The sequence below is a fragment of the Proteus mirabilis ATCC 29906 genome (genome assembly GCF_000160755.1).
Taxonomy (GTDB): Bacteria; Pseudomonadota; Gammaproteobacteria; order Enterobacterales; family Enterobacteriaceae; genus Proteus; species Proteus mirabilis.
This window is the reverse complement of sequence record NZ_GG668576.1, coordinates 84,947-101,280: the sequence shown is the minus strand read 5'-3', so window position 1 is coordinate 101,280 and position 16,334 is coordinate 84,947. Positions and strand designations below refer to the sequence as shown.

General features: G+C 39.2%; 15 protein-coding genes. 2 read left to right on the top strand and 13 right to left on the bottom strand.

Translation table 11 applies throughout. The features are described from left to right. The first annotated feature begins 17 nt into the window (after positions 1–17). Both lhgO and HMPREF0693_RS00510 read left to right on the top strand, forming a co-directional pair. Positions 18–1,220 (top strand): L-2-hydroxyglutarate oxidase, encoded by a 1,203-nt coding sequence (gene lhgO, locus HMPREF0693_RS00515; protein WP_004242630.1) that lies wholly within the window; start codon positions 18–20, stop codon positions 1,218–1,220. Positions 1,221–1,800: 580 nt separating this feature from the next. Beyond that, entirely contained in the window at positions 1,801–2,169 is a 369-nt protein-coding gene (locus tag HMPREF0693_RS00510; protein WP_004242629.1) for a helix-turn-helix domain-containing protein, read from the top strand. Between the two features lie 116 nt (positions 2,170–2,285). On the opposite strand, the gene lplA is transcribed toward HMPREF0693_RS00510, so the two are convergent. From lplA to pheT, 13 genes are all read right to left on the bottom strand, one after another. Further along, on the bottom strand, positions 2,286–3,305 hold the full coding sequence (gene lplA / locus HMPREF0693_RS00505; protein WP_004242627.1) for a lipoate--protein ligase: 1,020 nt from the start codon (positions 3,303–3,305) through the stop codon (positions 2,286–2,288). A gap of 77 nt (positions 3,306–3,382) precedes the next feature. Next, complete coding sequence (locus HMPREF0693_RS00500; protein ID WP_012367837.1) at positions 3,383–3,874, bottom strand: NlpC/P60 family protein; 492 nt, start codon at positions 3,872–3,874, stop codon at positions 3,383–3,385. 148 nt (positions 3,875–4,022) lie between these two features. Next, on the bottom strand, positions 4,023–4,424 hold the full coding sequence (gene arnF / locus HMPREF0693_RS00495) for a 4-amino-4-deoxy-L-arabinose-phosphoundecaprenol flippase subunit ArnF (protein WP_004242625.1): 402 nt from the start codon (positions 4,422–4,424) through the stop codon (positions 4,023–4,025). Beyond that, positions 4,421–4,762 (bottom strand): 4-amino-4-deoxy-L-arabinose-phosphoundecaprenol flippase subunit ArnE, encoded by a 342-nt coding sequence (gene arnE, locus HMPREF0693_RS00490; RefSeq protein ID WP_004242624.1) that lies wholly within the window; start codon positions 4,760–4,762, stop codon positions 4,421–4,423. The genes arnF and arnE overlap by 4 nt, the downstream gene beginning before the upstream one ends. Further along, entirely contained in the window at positions 4,762–6,423 is a 1,662-nt protein-coding gene (gene arnT, locus HMPREF0693_RS00485; RefSeq protein WP_004242623.1) for a lipid IV(A) 4-amino-4-deoxy-L-arabinosyltransferase, read from the bottom strand. The genes arnE and arnT overlap by 1 nt, the downstream gene beginning before the upstream one ends. Before the next feature lie 7 nt (positions 6,424–6,430). Continuing rightward, positions 6,431–7,324, bottom strand: coding sequence for a 4-deoxy-4-formamido-L-arabinose-phosphoundecaprenol deformylase (gene arnD / locus HMPREF0693_RS00480; protein ID WP_004242622.1), 894 nt, complete (start codon positions 7,322–7,324; stop codon positions 6,431–6,433). Further along, the gene (gene arnA, locus HMPREF0693_RS00475) at positions 7,324–9,306 is read right to left on the bottom strand and encodes a bifunctional UDP-4-amino-4-deoxy-L-arabinose formyltransferase/UDP-glucuronic acid oxidase ArnA (protein ID WP_004242621.1); all 1,983 of its coding nucleotides are present in this window, start codon (positions 9,304–9,306) and stop codon (positions 7,324–7,326) included. The genes arnD and arnA overlap by 1 nt, the downstream gene beginning before the upstream one ends. Next, positions 9,306–10,286, bottom strand: coding sequence for an undecaprenyl-phosphate 4-deoxy-4-formamido-L-arabinose transferase (gene arnC / locus HMPREF0693_RS00470; protein ID WP_004242618.1), 981 nt, complete (start codon positions 10,284–10,286; stop codon positions 9,306–9,308). The genes arnA and arnC overlap by 1 nt, the downstream gene beginning before the upstream one ends. Further along, positions 10,286–11,431 (bottom strand): UDP-4-amino-4-deoxy-L-arabinose aminotransferase, encoded by a 1,146-nt coding sequence (gene arnB, locus HMPREF0693_RS00465; RefSeq protein WP_004242616.1) that lies wholly within the window; start codon positions 11,429–11,431, stop codon positions 10,286–10,288. The genes arnC and arnB overlap by 1 nt, the downstream gene beginning before the upstream one ends. A gap of 134 nt (positions 11,432–11,565) precedes the next feature. After that, the gene (locus HMPREF0693_RS00460) at positions 11,566–12,315 is read right to left on the bottom strand and encodes a vitamin B12 ABC transporter ATP-binding protein BtuD (protein WP_004242614.1); all 750 of its coding nucleotides are present in this window, start codon (positions 12,313–12,315) and stop codon (positions 11,566–11,568) included. A gap of 1 nt (position 12,316) precedes the next feature. Then, complete coding sequence (gene btuC / locus HMPREF0693_RS00455; protein WP_004242613.1) at positions 12,317–13,351, bottom strand: vitamin B12 ABC transporter permease BtuC; 1,035 nt, start codon at positions 13,349–13,351, stop codon at positions 12,317–12,319. Between the two features lie 282 nt (positions 13,352–13,633). Beyond that, positions 13,634–13,930: an integration host factor subunit alpha gene (gene ihfA / locus HMPREF0693_RS00450; RefSeq protein WP_004242612.1), complete on the bottom strand. Its 297-nt coding sequence runs from the start codon at positions 13,928–13,930 to the stop codon at positions 13,634–13,636. 4 nt (positions 13,931–13,934) lie between these two features. Next, positions 13,935–16,322, bottom strand: a complete 2,388-nt coding sequence (pheT, locus tag HMPREF0693_RS00445) for a phenylalanine--tRNA ligase subunit beta (protein ID WP_004242611.1) — start codon at positions 16,320–16,322, stop codon at positions 13,935–13,937. Positions 16,323–16,334 lie beyond the last annotated feature (12 nt).

Below are 16,334 nucleotides of genomic sequence, written 5' to 3'. Positions count from 1 at the left end.
CTCTTATACTGGATTATATGGGTAGTATTATGACTTATGACGTAATTATCATCGGTGCAGGATTAGTAGGATTAGGGGTTGCCAGTGCATTACAAGAAAGCCAACCTGAGCTTAAAGTACTGGTGATTGATAAGGAATCTGGCCCCGCCGTTCATCAAAGTGGCCATAACAGCAATGTTGTTCATTCGGGGATTTACTATACACCAGGAAGCCTAAAGGCAAGACTCGCTAAGCAAGGTAACATCACGACTTACAATTTTTGTAAACAGCATCATCTCTATTACGATCGTTGTGGCAAGGTGATTGTGGCAACTGATGAAAAAGAGCTACCAGCATTAGAAAATATCTATCAACGTGGAATACAAAATGGCCTTGAAGTGATTAAAATGACCGAGAGCGAGCTAAAAGCCAGAGAGCCTTATGTTAATGGTATTGCTGCTTTGCTTGTTCCTGATGCCGGTATTGTCAACTATCCGGAAATTGCCGCCAAACACGTTGAAATCATTCAAGCTCGAGGTGGAGTATTTGCCTTTAACCAAGCAGTAAATGCGATTAATGAAACGGACGAAACGGTAACAGTCACCACGTCCACAACACAATTTACCGCAAAGTGGCTGATTAATTGTGCTGGATTATTTAGTGATCGGGTAGCAAAAATGGCGGGCTACGATACCGGCATGAAGATAGTTCCCTTTCGCGGCGAATATTTTATGCTCAACTCAAATAAAAATTATTTAGTTAATCATCTTATTTATCCTGTGCCGAATCCTGATTTCCCATTTTTAGGTGTCCATTTTACACGTATGTATAACGGGCATCGTGACGTAGGCCCTAATGCCGTATTAGCCTTTAAACGTGAAGGCTACAAGAAAAGTGATATTGACTTAAAAGATCTCACTGAAGTACTAACCTATAAAGGATTTTGGAAAATAGCCGGAAATTATTTAGGTGAAGGGATGGCCGAATTACGTCGTTCCTATTCACGTAAGCTGTTTGCCCAAAATGCACAAAAGCTTATTCCTGCTCTACGTGAAGCAGATATTCACCCAGGCCCGGCAGGTGTACGCGCCCAAGCTTTAACTCGCGAAGGAAAATTAGTTGATGATTTTCACTTTGTTAAAGGCAAACGTTCATTACATGTATGTAATGCCCCTTCTCCTGCCGCAACAGCATCGATTGAAATTGGTCGTGAAATTGTAAGAGAGCATTTTTTATTATAAAAAATCTTTCGTCTCACTCGCAGAGTGTCTCCCGTTGTCTGTGAGTGAGCTTATTTAGTATATCTGCTTTTATCTTCTGCTTCTGTCTACAATTCCCCCTATGCAATAACCGTTTTTTGACAGATTTATATTAGCCTTTATATATTGATAAAAGCACTTTAAACAACCAAGTATCAATACTTATTTTAATTAGAAATATTAATCATTAAAAAAACGATTTCAACCAATAAAATTGGATTTGAAATACATCTTCATCAATGATTTAATTGATTTTTTATCAAAAAATATAACAGTCTACAAAACAACAGCTATAACAAAATTTAGCGATTGCTAAATAATAGAGTAAATTCAATAAAATAAAATGCGCCAATTTTATAAAACTTATCACTTTCTTTTTGATAGACTATCTATCAATCATTGTTTATTACTTACTCCTATTGCTTTGATAATGATTATCAATCATAAAAAGCACTTTTTGCCTACCTATTATTTCCTCTATGCTTAAAATAGATTACAAATAACATACGTTACTATTCTATTTAATTGGGCACTATGTCCCCACCTATTGTGGGAGGTTTTTATGGCTGAAAATGTCGTTAATGATATTCTGAAATGGTTAGAAACTCAGTTACAACGTAATGAGGGTATAAAGATTGATACGATTGCAAATAAAAGTGGCTACTCCAAGTGGCATTTGCAACGTATTTTTAAAGATTTTAAAGGTTGCACATTAGGCGAATATGTACGTAAACGTCGCTTATTGGAAGCAGCAAAGTCTTTACAAGAAAAAGACATGTCCATTTTAGATATTGCTTTGATGTATGGCTTTAGTTCCCAAGCAACATTTACTCGTATCTTTAAAAAACACTTCAACACTACACCAGCTAAATTTAGAGAACATGGTGAGTTACCAGATACACGTCGTTTTATGTCATGTGAAAATAGCTAATATAGCCAGAAGTATTGACTGACAAAACAAAGCGGGAAAACATCATGTTTTCCCGCTTTGTTTATTATATCAAACCATTTTATTGTCAGTCGTTTTCTTAAATAGATAATAATCAATTAAGAAAGCGCATGAACAAGCCACTGTTGCAGCTCTTCAAGCTCTGATTGGTTATTTGGGTACTGCTCTATTAATTGCGCTAATAGTCTTTTCATCGATCCAGAAGCATAACGCTGTCCAACTAACATCTGCGATAACTTTTCTAATGGTGCGGGATCTAAACTGTCGGTATAAATTTGGCTTCTAATAATCGTACCGCGTTCAATATCAAAGTGCAGCTCAACACCACCCCATTTAAAGCGATTATCTAATAGATGTGAAAACGCAGGCGCTTGACCAAAATTCCACTCCCAACTACTTTGTTTTGCAAATGTTTCTGCAAAACCCGGTAAATCAGGTAATTTTTGTGGTGAAATAATTTCAGCTTCAACACGCTCACCATAATAGTCAAAAAAACTGTCAGTAATCGCTTGGCATAACTTTTCATGAGTTATATCGGGTTTTAATTCCACTAAATTAGTGACACGAGAGCGCACCGAGGTGATCCCTTTCGCCTGTAGTTTTTTCGGATCTGGATTTAAATAGTTAGCTAAACGAGATAAATCAGCATTAATTAATAAAGTACCATGATGAAAACCACGATCTTTTGTCTCTTTATAGGCAGAGCCAGAAATTTTTCTTTCACCATCAGCCAATGGTACGACTAAATCATTTCGTCCTGATGCCGTTGCTTGTATGCCGGCTTTCGATAACCCATCTAAAATAATTTGCGTCGAAATAGTTTTATTATATTCGGGTTTGCCTGCCATAAAGGTAAAACAGGTATTACCTAGATCATGAAATACTGCACCGCCACCACTTGAGCGACGCGCCAATTTCACACCATCTTCTTCCATTTTTCGGGTATTACACTCTTTCCATGGGTTTTGTGCTCGACCAATCACCACCGTATTATCATTACGCCATAAAAAAAGGACTCGTTGATCAGCTGGCATCTGTTTAAAAATGCACTCTTCAACCGCGAGGTTAAACCATGGATCATAAGACTCAGAAAGAAGTAGACGCAATTTGCCTGACATAAGATATCCCTATATGAAAAAAGTTAGCTATAAGATAGCATAACACTCAGTAGGTTAGCGCCTTCAATGGCACAAAATTACAATCGACGAGCCTGCCAGAAAGTTTTTTTCCAATAGGCATTATCTAATGATGAACGAATAACGCCTTTACTGGTAGAAGCATGAATAAAGGTATTGTCAGTATCATAAATACCAACATGAAGCCCGTTATCCCCTCCTCCTGTTTTGAAAAATACTAAATCACCAGGCATCAAATCACTTTTACTAATTTGTGTACCATATTTAGTTTGATCGATAGTCATTCTTGGCAGTTGTATATCAAAACGATCACTATAAGTCCTATACACAAACCCTGAGCAATCAATACCTGATGGGCTCATGCCACCATAGCGATAAGGCGTACCATACCATTGCTCTAGCTGAGATTTTAATTGCACAATGACCATAATAGGATCAGAAAGTTGCGTTTTTAACGGGGGCGCGGGTGGGAGACGCTTAGAGGGACTCGATGAGCATCCAGCTAGCAGAATAATACAGAGTAAGAAAGAATAAAAAGTAGGCTTTCTCATTGCATCCACCCAATTATTGACAATAGATTTTAAAATCTATCTGCTTTTTTACGTAAAAACAAGTGATTGAAGGTGAATACACAAGCATTGATAGTGTCAATCGCACAATAGCTCACTTTAAAGAGAAAATAACACTCTCTAAGTTAAGCTAATGCGATGTTGTTTGCTCCGTTTTTTGGCTTATTAACCAAACACCTAGCATAATAAAAATGATACCTATTGTTTTAGACCACGACAGCGTTTCTTGAAACCAAGGTAAAACTACCGCGAGAATATAAACAAAGACATAGCTAAGGCTGATGAGTGGATAAGCTTTGTTTAGGGGAATTGTACGTAAAGTCAATAACCAACAAACCATTGACAGTACGTAGCCAATCAGTCCCACGAAAACAACGCTGATAGGTATTATGTTTGCCCATAACCAATGAAGATCAAACCACTGTTTTTCTAATTGCAGATCAGGTAATTCTGACATACCTATTTTTAACAGTAGTTGTGCAACTGTGACTAATAATGCACTGGCGATGGCCCATAAGTAACCGGTTTTCATGACTGCATACTCATTAACACAATACCTAACATAATCGAGGCAATACCAACCCAATGTTTCACATTAACCGTCTCTTTATAGATAAATTGGCCTATCAAAGTGACGACAATAAAGTTAATACTCAACATCGGATAAGCAATACTAAGTGGGAGGATTTGCAGTAAACGTAACCAAAATAACATGCCAAAGCCTAGCATAGCGATGGCAGTAATAAGCCAGAAAATCGTCTTTCTGGCTTTAGTGGTTGAATTATTTTGCCAACTCACCACTGCTTGTTTCTGACAAACTTGGCCAATACAGGTTAGCAAACTAACAATAAGTAACAAAAAAAAGGCCATTACTTACGTTTCTCATAGGTCAAAATAGCCATACGACGATTCGTCACTAACTCTTCAGGTCGTGGCATCTGCGCCAGTTTCTTCGGATCTTTATAAGTGATCACCACAGAGACATTACCTTCTTTTCTGGCATTTTCTAACCATTGCTCAAAACTTTCAGGTTTTAGTAATCTATGTTGAGAATCTGGATATTCAATTCCATAGGTTAATTCCCCTGTTCTCTCATAAAGGTAGATATCGCTACGTTGCAATTCCCAAGCTAATCCAGCCCCCACACCAACGCTGTTACTGACTATATATTTGCTCGCATTGAGGGTATCGATATTTTGGCGAATAAACTCTTGCGGTAATTTACCATCAATAGAGCTATTGGGAATGGCTTGCCCAATACATAAGCTTACCCCTAAAGAGCAAGAGGCTGCCCATAGCCAATGTTTACCATTTAATGTAGAGCAGAGATAACCAATGATGCCCCATAATGAGAAAGCGACAATCGCTAATACCCATTTTGACCATTCATAAGGCATATAGATAGGTTTAGAAGAAACCAATTGAATAATTAATATCGCAACAACAGCAGCAACACCAATAAAAATATTAATATAGCCATTAATGCGCAGTGCTTTCATTTTAAATTTTCTAGCACAGTCTACACCGTATTTGGCCATTAACATCGCCAACGGTCCCATAAATGGCAACATGTAAGTAGGTAATTTACCTTTCGCGATACTAAAAAATAGGAAAGGTACTACAAACCAACATAGTAAGAAAAAGAGTTCAGGACGCTTACGGCGCTTCTTCCATGCACTAGTTAGTGCCCCTGGTAATAATCCAAGCCAAGGAATAACACCCAGTAAAATTATAGGGATGTAATACCAGAAAGGGGAACTATGCTGAGCATCATCACCAGAAAAACGCTGGATATGCTCAACCCAAAAGAAATAGTGCCAATAATCAGGCTCAGCCTTCGCCACCGCTAAAACCCACGGCAAGCTAATTAACGCCGCACTTAAAACAGCAAGCACACCATAGAGTAACATCCGAGTGAACTGTTTTTGGTAAAGGGTTACAGGGATCATCACGATAACAGGGATAGCTAATGCCAAAAAGCCTTTGGTCATAAAGGCCATACCACAAGCTAAACCTAGCGTTATCCATGCCAGTATACGCGTTTTTACCGTGGTTGCTTTCAACGCCCAAAAACAACACACCATACTTGCCGTAACCCAAAGCGCTAACATCGGATCAAGTACGCTATAAGTTCCGACGCTAAACACCAAAAACATGGATAAATAAATTAAGCTAGCCACAAAAGCGACTTGGCGATTACGCCACATCATCCGTGCTAATAAATAAATAAGTAGCGCACTTAATAGGATAGAAATAACTGAACCAAAGCGTACGGCAAAATTGGTGTGGCCAAATATTAACTGGCTAATATTATTAATCCAGTAACCTGCTATTGGTTTTTCAAAATAGCGGATATCAAGCATATGGGGAACAATCCAGTTCCCGCTCACCACCATTTCACGGCTAATTTCCGCATAACGTGTTTCATCAGGTTGCCATAATAACCGGCTGTTCAATGGAAATAAGTAGGTAAGAACAAAAAAAAGAGCCAAGAGGATGGCCCCGATTTTACTCGCCCGGTTATTCAACATAGTTTTGTTAGACCTCTTGTTGGCACCCTAACCAGCCTTCTCGACCTGGAAAGTCAGATCGGACAACTTTACCCATCGGAAGCATGTCTATATCTTGTGGTAGTAGATGGCTTAATGGACAGAATTCGATGCCTTCGTTTGCAATCATTGCCAATAACTGCTCAAATTGAGCCGCTTTTGACATTCCCTCAACTTCGGTATGAATAGTATAAACAGGTATACCCTGATCTTTTTTGATTTCATCAATAATAAATTGATTAAAATCTTCGTCCTTTACCTTAGTACCGACCACTTCATCATAAGTTGGTAATGTTACTGGAATTTGCACTGTACCGATAGAACCATTTTCTAGAACTGGCCTAAATGGATGCGTTCCCCGACAATCACTATTGTAGTCAAATTGGAAAGCTTCTTTAACCATTAGAACACGTTCATCAGCACGCCACCCAGCAACCGCAGAACATTTTACAGGTTTTTCAAGTGCTTTTTCCAGTGCTTCTACACCTAAACGAACCTGTTGCATTAATTCTTCTGTTGACCAACGGCCTACTTTAGCTTGCCAACCTTGATGATCCCATGAGTGTAATCCGACTTCATGCCCCGCATCTTGGGTTTGTTTCATCAAATAGCCTAAATTTTTGGCAATTTTTTTACCCGGCCACGCCGTACCGGCTAATAGAATATCCAGTCCATATAATGAAGCGGCATTCGACCTTAGCATTTTCCACAGAAATTTCGGTTTTAAAAGGCGCCATAAATGGCGCCCCATATTATCTGGACCGACACTGAAGAAAAAGCTGGCCTGAATGTTATGCTTGTTAAAGACATCCAGCAATTGTGGAATACCTTCTTTTGTACCCCGATAAGTATCCACATCGACTCTCAAGCCAACTTTCTTCATTACTTATTACCTAACTCTTCAACTGCACCACGTAAGAAGAAGTCTAATGTCTCTTCTACCGTTTGGCGTGTTTCGATAGTTGGTTTCCAATCTAATAGACGCTCAGCATTTTTGATGCTTGGTTTGCGGTGTTCAACATCTTGATAGCCTTTACCGTAGTAACTGCTACTTTCGATTTTCTTGAAGCCAGCAAATGGAGGGAAGTGACCGCGTAACTCATGTTTTTCAAAGCAATCTAACAGCATTTCTGCTAGCTCACGAATACTTGCTTCGTTAGTTGGGTTACCGATATTGATGATCTGACCATCACATTTGTTATCACGATTTTCAATAATGCGGAATAATGCTTCAATACCATCATTAATATCAGTGAAACAACGTTTTTGCTCACCACCATCAACCAGTTTAATCGGTGAACCTTCCACTAAGTTCAAAATTAACTGAGTAATTGCACGAGAGCTACCAATACGCGCTGAATTTAAGTTATCAAGACGTGGCCCCATCCAGTTAAATGGACGGAATAAAGTGAATTTCAGCCCTTCTTTAGCACCATAAGCCCAAATAACTCGGTCTAATAACTGTTTAGAAACAGAGTAAATCCAACGTTGTTTATTAATAGGACCGACGATTAAGCGTGAATTATCTTCATCGAACTCTTTATCATCGCACATACCGTATACTTCTGATGTGGATGGGAAAATAATACGTTTATTGTATTTAACACAATAACGAACAATTTTTAAGTTCTCTTCAAAATCTAATTCAAATACACGTAATGGATTACGGGTATATTCAATCGGTGTTGCAATCGCTACTAATGGCAAGATCACATCACATTTCTTGATGTGATATTCAATCCATTCTGTATGAATGCTGACATCACCTTCAATAAAGTGGAAACGAGGGTTACCAATAAAGCGTTCAATTGCTGATGAACCGATATCCATACCATAGATATCATAGTTACCATCTTTTAATAAACGCTCAGTTAGGTGGTTACCAATAAAGCCATTGACACCTAAAATCAGTACACGTTGACGACGTTTCACTTGTGCTGTTGCTTTTGGTCCAACGCGTACATCTGTCACGATCCCCATTTCAGTGGCTAAACGGCTGCCTTGAACATAAAGACCATTTTCACTTTGACCTGTGATAACTTCAATTGCACCTTTCGCACATGCGATAACTAAAGGCTCAGTTGAAATAACAGTACCCGGACGTTTACCTTGGTTATCTGCCACTGGACGTGCGCGCCAGATAATCATTTTGCGCTCACCTAAGAAAGTGAAAGCACCTGGGTATGGTTCAGTAACGGCACGAACTAAATTATGAACCGTTTTAGCATCTGCATTCCAGTCAATTAAACCATCATCAGCACAACGACGACCATAATAAGTTGCTTGGCTTTCATCTTGCGCTGTTGTTGAATAGTTACCTGAGGCGATATGCGGTAACGTATGAGCCATTAATTTCGCCGCAGCTTCTCTGACTTTTTCATGTAAAATTAATGAAGTATCAGTATCTTCAATCGTTACTTTTTCTTGTGCAACGATATCACCAGCATCTGCTTTAGCCGTCATTTTATGTAAAGTGACACCTGTTTCAGTTTCACCATTGACAATGGCCCAATTGATAGGTGCACGACCGCGATATTTAGGTAATAAAGAGCCATGTAAATTAAATGCACCTTTAGGTGCTAAATTCAGGATCTCATCGCTTAGCATATGGCGATAATAGAAAGAGAAAATGACATCTGGCTTCATCTCACGAATACGCTCAATCCATAATGGATGATTAACGTTTTCTGGAGCAAACACGGTTAATCCCATTTCTGCGCTAACACGCGCTACGGATGAGAAGAAATGATTTTCGTTAGGATCGTCAGTATGGGTAAATACAGCTTGAATATCGAAACCCGCTTTTTCAAGTGCTTTTAAACCAACACAGCCAATATCATGATAGGCAAATACTATTGCTTTCATTAGTCTTCTTCCTGATTTTTGTTGGGTTTTTTAACGCCAACCACTTTTTGGATAAAATACCGAGGACGCGCTCTTACATCATTATAAATTCGGCCTATATATTCACCTAATAGACCCATTGCAACGAACTGCGCACCGATAAACATGAATAAGATAGCAAAGAGTGTAAACACTCCGTCTGCCGCCCAAATTGCACCGAAAATAAGTCGTAGTACAATCAGTAATACGGCAAGTAAAAAGCCGGCAACAGCAATCACACTACCTACGACACTTAATAAACGTAATGGTGCAGTTGTCAGACAGGTTAATAAGTCGTACATCAAATTGATGAGTTTTAAGAAACTGTATTTTGAATCACCATATTCACGCTCAGCGTGAGCGACTTCAATTTCAATCGTACGACGAGCGAAGGTATTCGCTAAAATTGGGATAAAAGTACTACGCTCATGGCATTGCAACATCGCATCAATAATATGACGACGATATGCTCTTAACATACAACCATAATCCCCCATTGAACGACCTGTTGCCTTGGTTATCATGGCATTAATCATTTTAGAGGCCGTTTTACGAAACCACGAATCTTGACGGTTACGGCGTCGAGTTCCGACAACATCATACCCCTCTTCTGCGGTTGCCACTAAACGGGGGATCTCCTCTGGTGGGTTTTGTAAATCAGCATCTAAGGTAATGACTAAATCCCCATCAGCTTGGTTAAAACCCGCCATAATAGCGGAGTGTTGACCATAGTTGCGATTTAAAATAATCGCAATAACATGGTTATCTTCAATGTTGGCAGCTTCTTCTAGCATTTTTGCTGAATTATCGCTGCTTCCGTCATCAACAAGGATCAGCTCATACTCTTGTTCTAACTGTTTACAGCTTTTGATTGTTCGCTCTAAAAGCTGTGGGAGACTCTCTTCCTCGTTATAAACGGGAATAACGACTGATACTTTATTGATTTTTTCAAATGTTGACACTAGATATGCTCCGAAAGAATTTCATTGATCGCATCGACAACGCGAATAACATCTTTATTGCTCATATCAGGAAACAGCGGCAGCGAGCATAACGTTGCAGAGTTCCATTCTGATTGAGGAAGGGATAACGAAGGGTAGCGCTCACGATAGTATTTTTGTGTATGCGCAGCACGGAAATGAAGCCCTGTACCAATCTCTTTTTGTTTGAGTTTTTCCATAAATGTATCACGATCGATACCACAGGCATTTTTATCAACTCTGACCATAAAGAGATGGTTAGCATGTAAGTGTGGATATTCCGGCACACTTAACATTTCCAATGGTGAATCTTGAAGTTTTTCACGATAAAGGGCAACTAACTCAGCACGTTTAGCATTCATTTCTTCTAAGCGACTTAATTGCACTACCGCGATAGCAGCATGAATATCCGAGAGATTATATTTATAACCAGGCTCAACGACTTCCGCTTGAGGTTTACGTCCTTGAATTTGACGATCAAAAGCATCAACACCCAAACCATGAAATTTTAAGCAACGGACTCGATTGGCTAATTCATCATCGTCCGTAACAACTAATCCACCTTCGGCACAAGTGACATTTTTAATGGCATGAAAAGAAAAAATAGAAGTTCCCTTCTCACCTATCCATTCATCTTTATATCGAGTACCTATCGCATGTGCTGCATCTTCAATTAGAGGAATGCCAGCCTCATCAGCAATCGCTCTGAGTGCATCAAGATCACAAGGCGCTCCGGCATAATGCACAGGGATAATTGCTTTGGTTCTTGGGGTAATCGCTTTTTTTACCGATTCAGCGCTAACCATTAATGTGTCACGATCAATATCGACCATTACTGGCTCTGCGCCTAATAACGTAATGATATTGATAGTTGATACCCAAGTTTGGGAAGGTGTAATAACTTCATCACCAGGCCCTATTCCCATCGCCATCAAAACAACATGCATACCCGCTGTTGCAGAACAAACCGCAATAGCATGTTTGCTACCAAATTTTTCACAAAAATCTTGTTCTAGCTGATGATTTTGGGGACCTGTTGTGATCCAGCCGGAGCGTAAAACGCTTTCAACTGCTTTAATCTCTTCATCCCCGATAGCAGGACGGGAGAATGGAAGAAAGTGACTCATAAAAATGTAGCCTAATTAATGAATGAATAAAAACTAATTATATACAATTTGCTGTTTCACAGCACCCGTTGTTATTAAGAAAGCCTTAAAGAAGGCTTAATAATTTCCGATGCGCAGACTCTGACTCAATAACATCACTCTATTACTTGCCAAATTACACTATTTGCTGATCTATTACATCTAATCTTAGTATTAAATGTAGTAGATAATAAATTTTCATCCAACAAAAGTGCTGAGTCACCAGAGTTGATTATTTTTCCCTCTAACATAAACCATAACTTATCTGCTTTTAGATAAGAATGATTCAAATCATGAGTACTCATAATAATACTGCCACCTTGTAGACAAAATTTATCTAGCCATTTATCCAATAAAGTAAGTTGTACAATATCTAAATTATTTGTCGGCTCATCAAGCATCATTAATTTTCCTGTTAAATCATCGCTTGACCATAATTGTATAAAAGTGGCAACAATCCGAACGCGTTGCCATTCCCCACCAGATAAATGATGAATATTTTTTGACAATAATTTATTGATTTGAAAATCGCTTAATAGTGCATTCAATTCTTGAATATCCATTTTTGATAACTGATAGGATAAAGAAAGATAATGAAACACTGGCATAAATGGCAAAGCTAACGATTGTTGTCTAACAACGCTTTGTATTCTAGAAAGTTCGGCAATTTTATAATCCCTCATTGAAGTTTCGTTTAAAAATATATTTCCAACGTATGAAACTTCACCAGCAATGGCCATTAACAACGTACTTTTACCCGCCCCATTCGCGCCAATTAAATGAATGCGTTCGCCATCATTAACTTGTTCAGTAATACCATATAGTCTTTTATTGACAGCTAATTTATATAGTTTTAATTGTGCCATATTATAAGCGCTCCATCTGTTTAGTGGCTAATAACCAAATAAAAAGAGGTGCGCCTAAGGTGGCAGTTATCACGCCAATAGGGACTTCTGCGCCATTTAACATCAGCCTTGATATTAAATCAGCGAATATCAGTAAACTCGCTCCCGTTAAAGCACAGCCCGGTAACAAGGTTTTATAATGTGTGATACCAGACAATCGTAATAAATGCGGTACAATCAACCCGACAAAACTAATTGCGCCGGCTAGAGCAACGCTAAAACCAATTAATAAACCAACGGTTAAAATAAACCAATTACGCCATATAATCACAGAAATGCCGAGTTTTTTGGCTTCAAAACTCCCCAGAGAAAGGTAATTTAAAATATCGGCTTGCCAAATAAGAAGTGTGATGATTGGAAGTAATGCCCAAAATAATATTTGGTGACGCCAGTCAATGCCACTAAAGCTCCCCATAAGCCAGTACATTAATTGTCTTAAATCTAACGCAGAGCTAAAATAGACCAGCCAAGTCATAACAGCACTTGCTAATACCCCTAATGCTACGCCTATTAATAATAATTGAGCATTAGATAGTTTTTTTATTTGTGAGAAAAACATTAATAAGCAGGTGATCCCCAAAGCCCCTAATATCGCGGCACTGCTTATTAACCAGTATGCAGTTCCTAATTGGAAAACAATCAGTAACACAACACAAACACCCGCACCACTGCTTACACCTAAAAGTCCCGGCTCTGCTAACGGATTTTCAAAGATTGCCTGCATAATGGCACCAGCAATCGCTAAGCTTGCGCCAACCATCATCACAGCCAATATTCTTGGAAGCCTAATTTGCCAAATAAATAAACTAGCTTCTTCAGTGAGCCATTTATTGGGGAATAACCAAATTTCACCGGCTGAAAGTGAGATAACAATAAGAACAAATAAAACTAACACCAGCAAAGTGAGTTTTAGCTTATCACTAATTTGCTGTTTGTGTCGTAATTGATTAAGCGGATCATCATATTGATTATTCATATTGTTTAGTAAATAGCCCATAAATTACGCTATTTTTATAAATATATTGCTAATAAATGTAGGGCAACATAACACAGTCCCTTTCAATGAAGAAAATATAATTTTCTATCCTAAGGAAATAAACCTTCCAGTATGATTAATTTTAAACCAATGATTATTCCCCTCAAGCACATCTTATTTAAACAATAAAATGACTATTAGGCGCTATCACAGATAAGCAAAAGAAAAATAGAAGGAGTAAATCGTAGAAGTAAGTCGAAAAAAAAACGGCTTTCAATAGAAAGCCGTTTTGGTGTTTAAGTATTACTCTTTTGGTGTCGCATTTTCAACCCGGCTTTTTAACTTTTGTCCCGGGCGGAAAGTTACAACACGGCGGGCTGTAATAGGAATATCTTCCCCTGTTTTCGGGTTACGACCTGGGCGCTGATTTTTATCACGTAGGTCAAAGTTTCCGAATCCAGACAGCTTCACCTGTTCTCCATTTTCCAGAGAACGACGCACTTCCTCAAAAAAGGCTTCTACAAGGTCTTTTGCATCGCGTTTGCTAACGCCAAGTTTTTCAAACAGATTTTCTGCCATTTCAGCTTTTGTAAGCGCCATAGGTCTAGTCCCTCAAGGATGCTTGGAATCGCTGTTTCAATGCTGCAACACAGGTATTGACTGTGGCAGCAATCTCATCTTCTTCCAGAGTATGCTCGATATCCTGCAAGATTAAGCTAATAGCGAGGCTCTTATAACCCTCCGCTACTCCCTTACCACAATACACGTCAAATAAGTTTATGCCAACTATTTGATTTCCGCCAACTTTCTTACATTCAGCTAAAATATCTTCTGCAGCCACATCATTTGGAACAACTACAGCGATATCTCTACGATTCGAAGGGAAACGTGAAACAGCTTTCGCTTGCGGTAAATTGCGGTTTGCGATTGCGTCCCAACGTATTTCGAATACTACCGTACGGCCGTTTAAATCAAGTTTACGTTCAAGCTCTGGGTGAACAACACCAATACAGCCAATATATTCATTTCTCAGATAAATCTCAGCACTTTGTCCCGGATGGAGCGCTGAATGATTGGCTGGTTTAAATGTAATTTCATCTAACTGGCCTGTCAATTCCAGAATTGATTCAATATTACCTTTCAAATCAAAGAAATCAACAGTTTGCTTCTCTAAAGTCCAATGTTCTTCATAACGGTTGCCCGCGATCACACCAGCTAGCATAAGTTCCTGACGTATTCCATATTCTGCTTGATTATCAGGAACAAAACGCAGACCTGCTTCAAATAACCTAACTCTAGCCTGTTGACGGTTCTGATTGTAAACCACTGTGGTTAATAATCCGGTCAACAATGACAAACGCATGGCTGACATATCGGCAGAAATTGGGTTAGGTAAGATCAACGCTTCTTCATTAGGATGTAGTAAGCTTTGGATCTTCGGATCAACAAAGCTATAAGTGATAGCTTCTTGGAATCCATTATCAACCAGCATGGTTTTTACACGTTTTAATGGCAGATCCGCTTCACGGTGGTCTGTCATAATCAGATCGGCACGTAAAGGTACATCTGGAATATTGTTATACCCGTAAATACGTGCAACTTCTTCAATTAAGTCTTCTTCAATTTCAACATCAAAACGCCATGAAGGTACAGTGGCTAACCACCCGTCATTTTCAACGGTGACGCCAAAACCTAAACGTGTTAACGAATCAACAACTTGTTCATCATCAATAACATGACCTAATAAACGGTCTAGTTTTGCACGTGTTAATTTGATAGGAGCGACATGGGGTAAATAGCTGTCATTGGTGACATCAATAATTTCCCCCACTTCACCACCACAAATTTCGAGTAATAATTTCGTTGCTCGCTCAATGGCCTGATATTGCAGCGCTGAATCAACACCACGCTCAAAACGATGAGATGCATCGGTATGTAAACCATAACGACGTGCACGGCCGGTGATCGCTAATGGAGAGAAGAATGCGCACTCTAAAAATACGTTTTTAGTTGCTTCATTAACACCAGAAGATTCACCACCGAAAATACCTGCCATTCCTAATGCTTGTTTTTCATCAGCAATAACCAGTACATCATCTTTTAAGGTGATTTCATTACCATCAAGTAAAGTTAGTTTTTCACCCTCTTTGCCCATACGAACAACCACAGCCCCATCGACATGGTCAAGATCAAACGCATGTAATGGTTGTCCCATTTCAAGTAAGACAAAGTTAGTGATATCAACGATTGGATCGATAGAGCGAATACCACCACGACGTAATTTTTCTTGCATCCATAATGGTGTGTTCGCTTTCACATTCACATTAGTGAAAACACGACCTAAATAGCGAGGACAAGCTTGTGGTGCTTCAACTCGCACAGGAAATGTCGCTGAAGAAGTGGCTGCAATTGGTGACATATCAGGGATTTGGCATGTCATTTTATTAATGACAGCGATATCGCGAGCAACACCCATAATACCTAAGCAATCTGCTCGGTTTGGTGTAATGCTGATTTCAATCGCATTATCATTTAATTTTAAGTATTCGCGAATATCGGTACCGATAGGTGCATCAGCAGGTAATTCGATAATGCCTTCATGGTTTTCTGAGATAGCTAATTCAGAAAAAGAGCACAGCATACCTTCTGAAGGCTCACCACGTAGTTTGGCTGCTTTAATTTTAAAGTTACCCGGTAATACCGCCCCAACCGTTGCTACAGCAACTTTTAAGCCTTGGCGACAATTTGGCGCACCACACACGATGTCCAATAAACGCTCACCACCGACATTGACTTTTGTCACTCGTAGTTTATCTGCATTTGGGTGTTGTCCACATTCAACCACTTCACCCACAACAACACCGTGAAAATCACCGGCAACAGGCTCTACACCATCAACTTCAAGGCCAGCCATGGTTAGCTGTTCAGAAAGCTCTTCGCTACTAATTGCTGGGTTTACCCACTCACGTAACCAAAGTTCACTGAATTTCATGAGATAATCCCA

Excerpts from the sequence above, each read along its gene's own strand:
- HMPREF0693_RS00460 (WP_004242614.1), bottom strand. The coding sequence starts at position 12,315 with ATGGCACAATTAAAACTATATAAATTAGCTGTCAATAAAAGACTATAT.
- HMPREF0693_RS00500 (WP_012367837.1), bottom strand. The coding sequence starts at position 3,874 with ATGAGAAAGCCTACTTTTTATTCTTTCTTACTCTGTATTATTCTGCTA.
- arnD (WP_004242622.1), bottom strand. The coding sequence starts at position 7,324 with ATGAAGAAAGTTGGCTTGAGAGTCGATGTGGATACTTATCGGGGTACA.
- lplA (WP_004242627.1), bottom strand. The coding sequence starts at position 3,305 with ATGTCAGGCAAATTGCGTCTACTTCTTTCTGAGTCTTATGATCCATGG.
- arnE (WP_004242624.1), bottom strand. The coding sequence starts at position 4,762 with ATGGCCTTTTTTTTGTTACTTATTGTTAGTTTGCTAACCTGTATTGGC.
- ihfA (WP_004242612.1), bottom strand. The coding sequence starts at position 13,930 with ATGGCGCTTACAAAAGCTGAAATGGCAGAAAATCTGTTTGAAAAACTT.
- btuC (WP_004242613.1), bottom strand. The coding sequence starts at position 13,351 with ATGGGCTATTTACTAAACAATATGAATAATCAATATGATGATCCGCTT.
- arnF (WP_004242625.1), bottom strand. The coding sequence starts at position 4,424 with ATGAAAACCGGTTACTTATGGGCCATCGCCAGTGCATTATTAGTCACA.
- arnT (WP_004242623.1), bottom strand. The coding sequence starts at position 6,423 with ATGTTGAATAACCGGGCGAGTAAAATCGGGGCCATCCTCTTGGCTCTT.
- arnA (WP_004242621.1), bottom strand. The coding sequence starts at position 9,306 with ATGAAAGCAATAGTATTTGCCTATCATGATATTGGCTGTGTTGGTTTA.
- arnB (WP_004242616.1), bottom strand. The coding sequence starts at position 11,431 with ATGAGTCACTTTCTTCCATTCTCCCGTCCTGCTATCGGGGATGAAGAG.
- pheT (WP_004242611.1), bottom strand. The coding sequence starts at position 16,322 with ATGAAATTCAGTGAACTTTGGTTACGTGAGTGGGTAAACCCAGCAATT.
- HMPREF0693_RS00510 (WP_004242629.1), top strand. The coding sequence starts at position 1,801 with ATGGCTGAAAATGTCGTTAATGATATTCTGAAATGGTTAGAAACTCAG.
- lhgO (WP_004242630.1), top strand. The coding sequence starts at position 18 with ATGGGTAGTATTATGACTTATGACGTAATTATCATCGGTGCAGGATTA.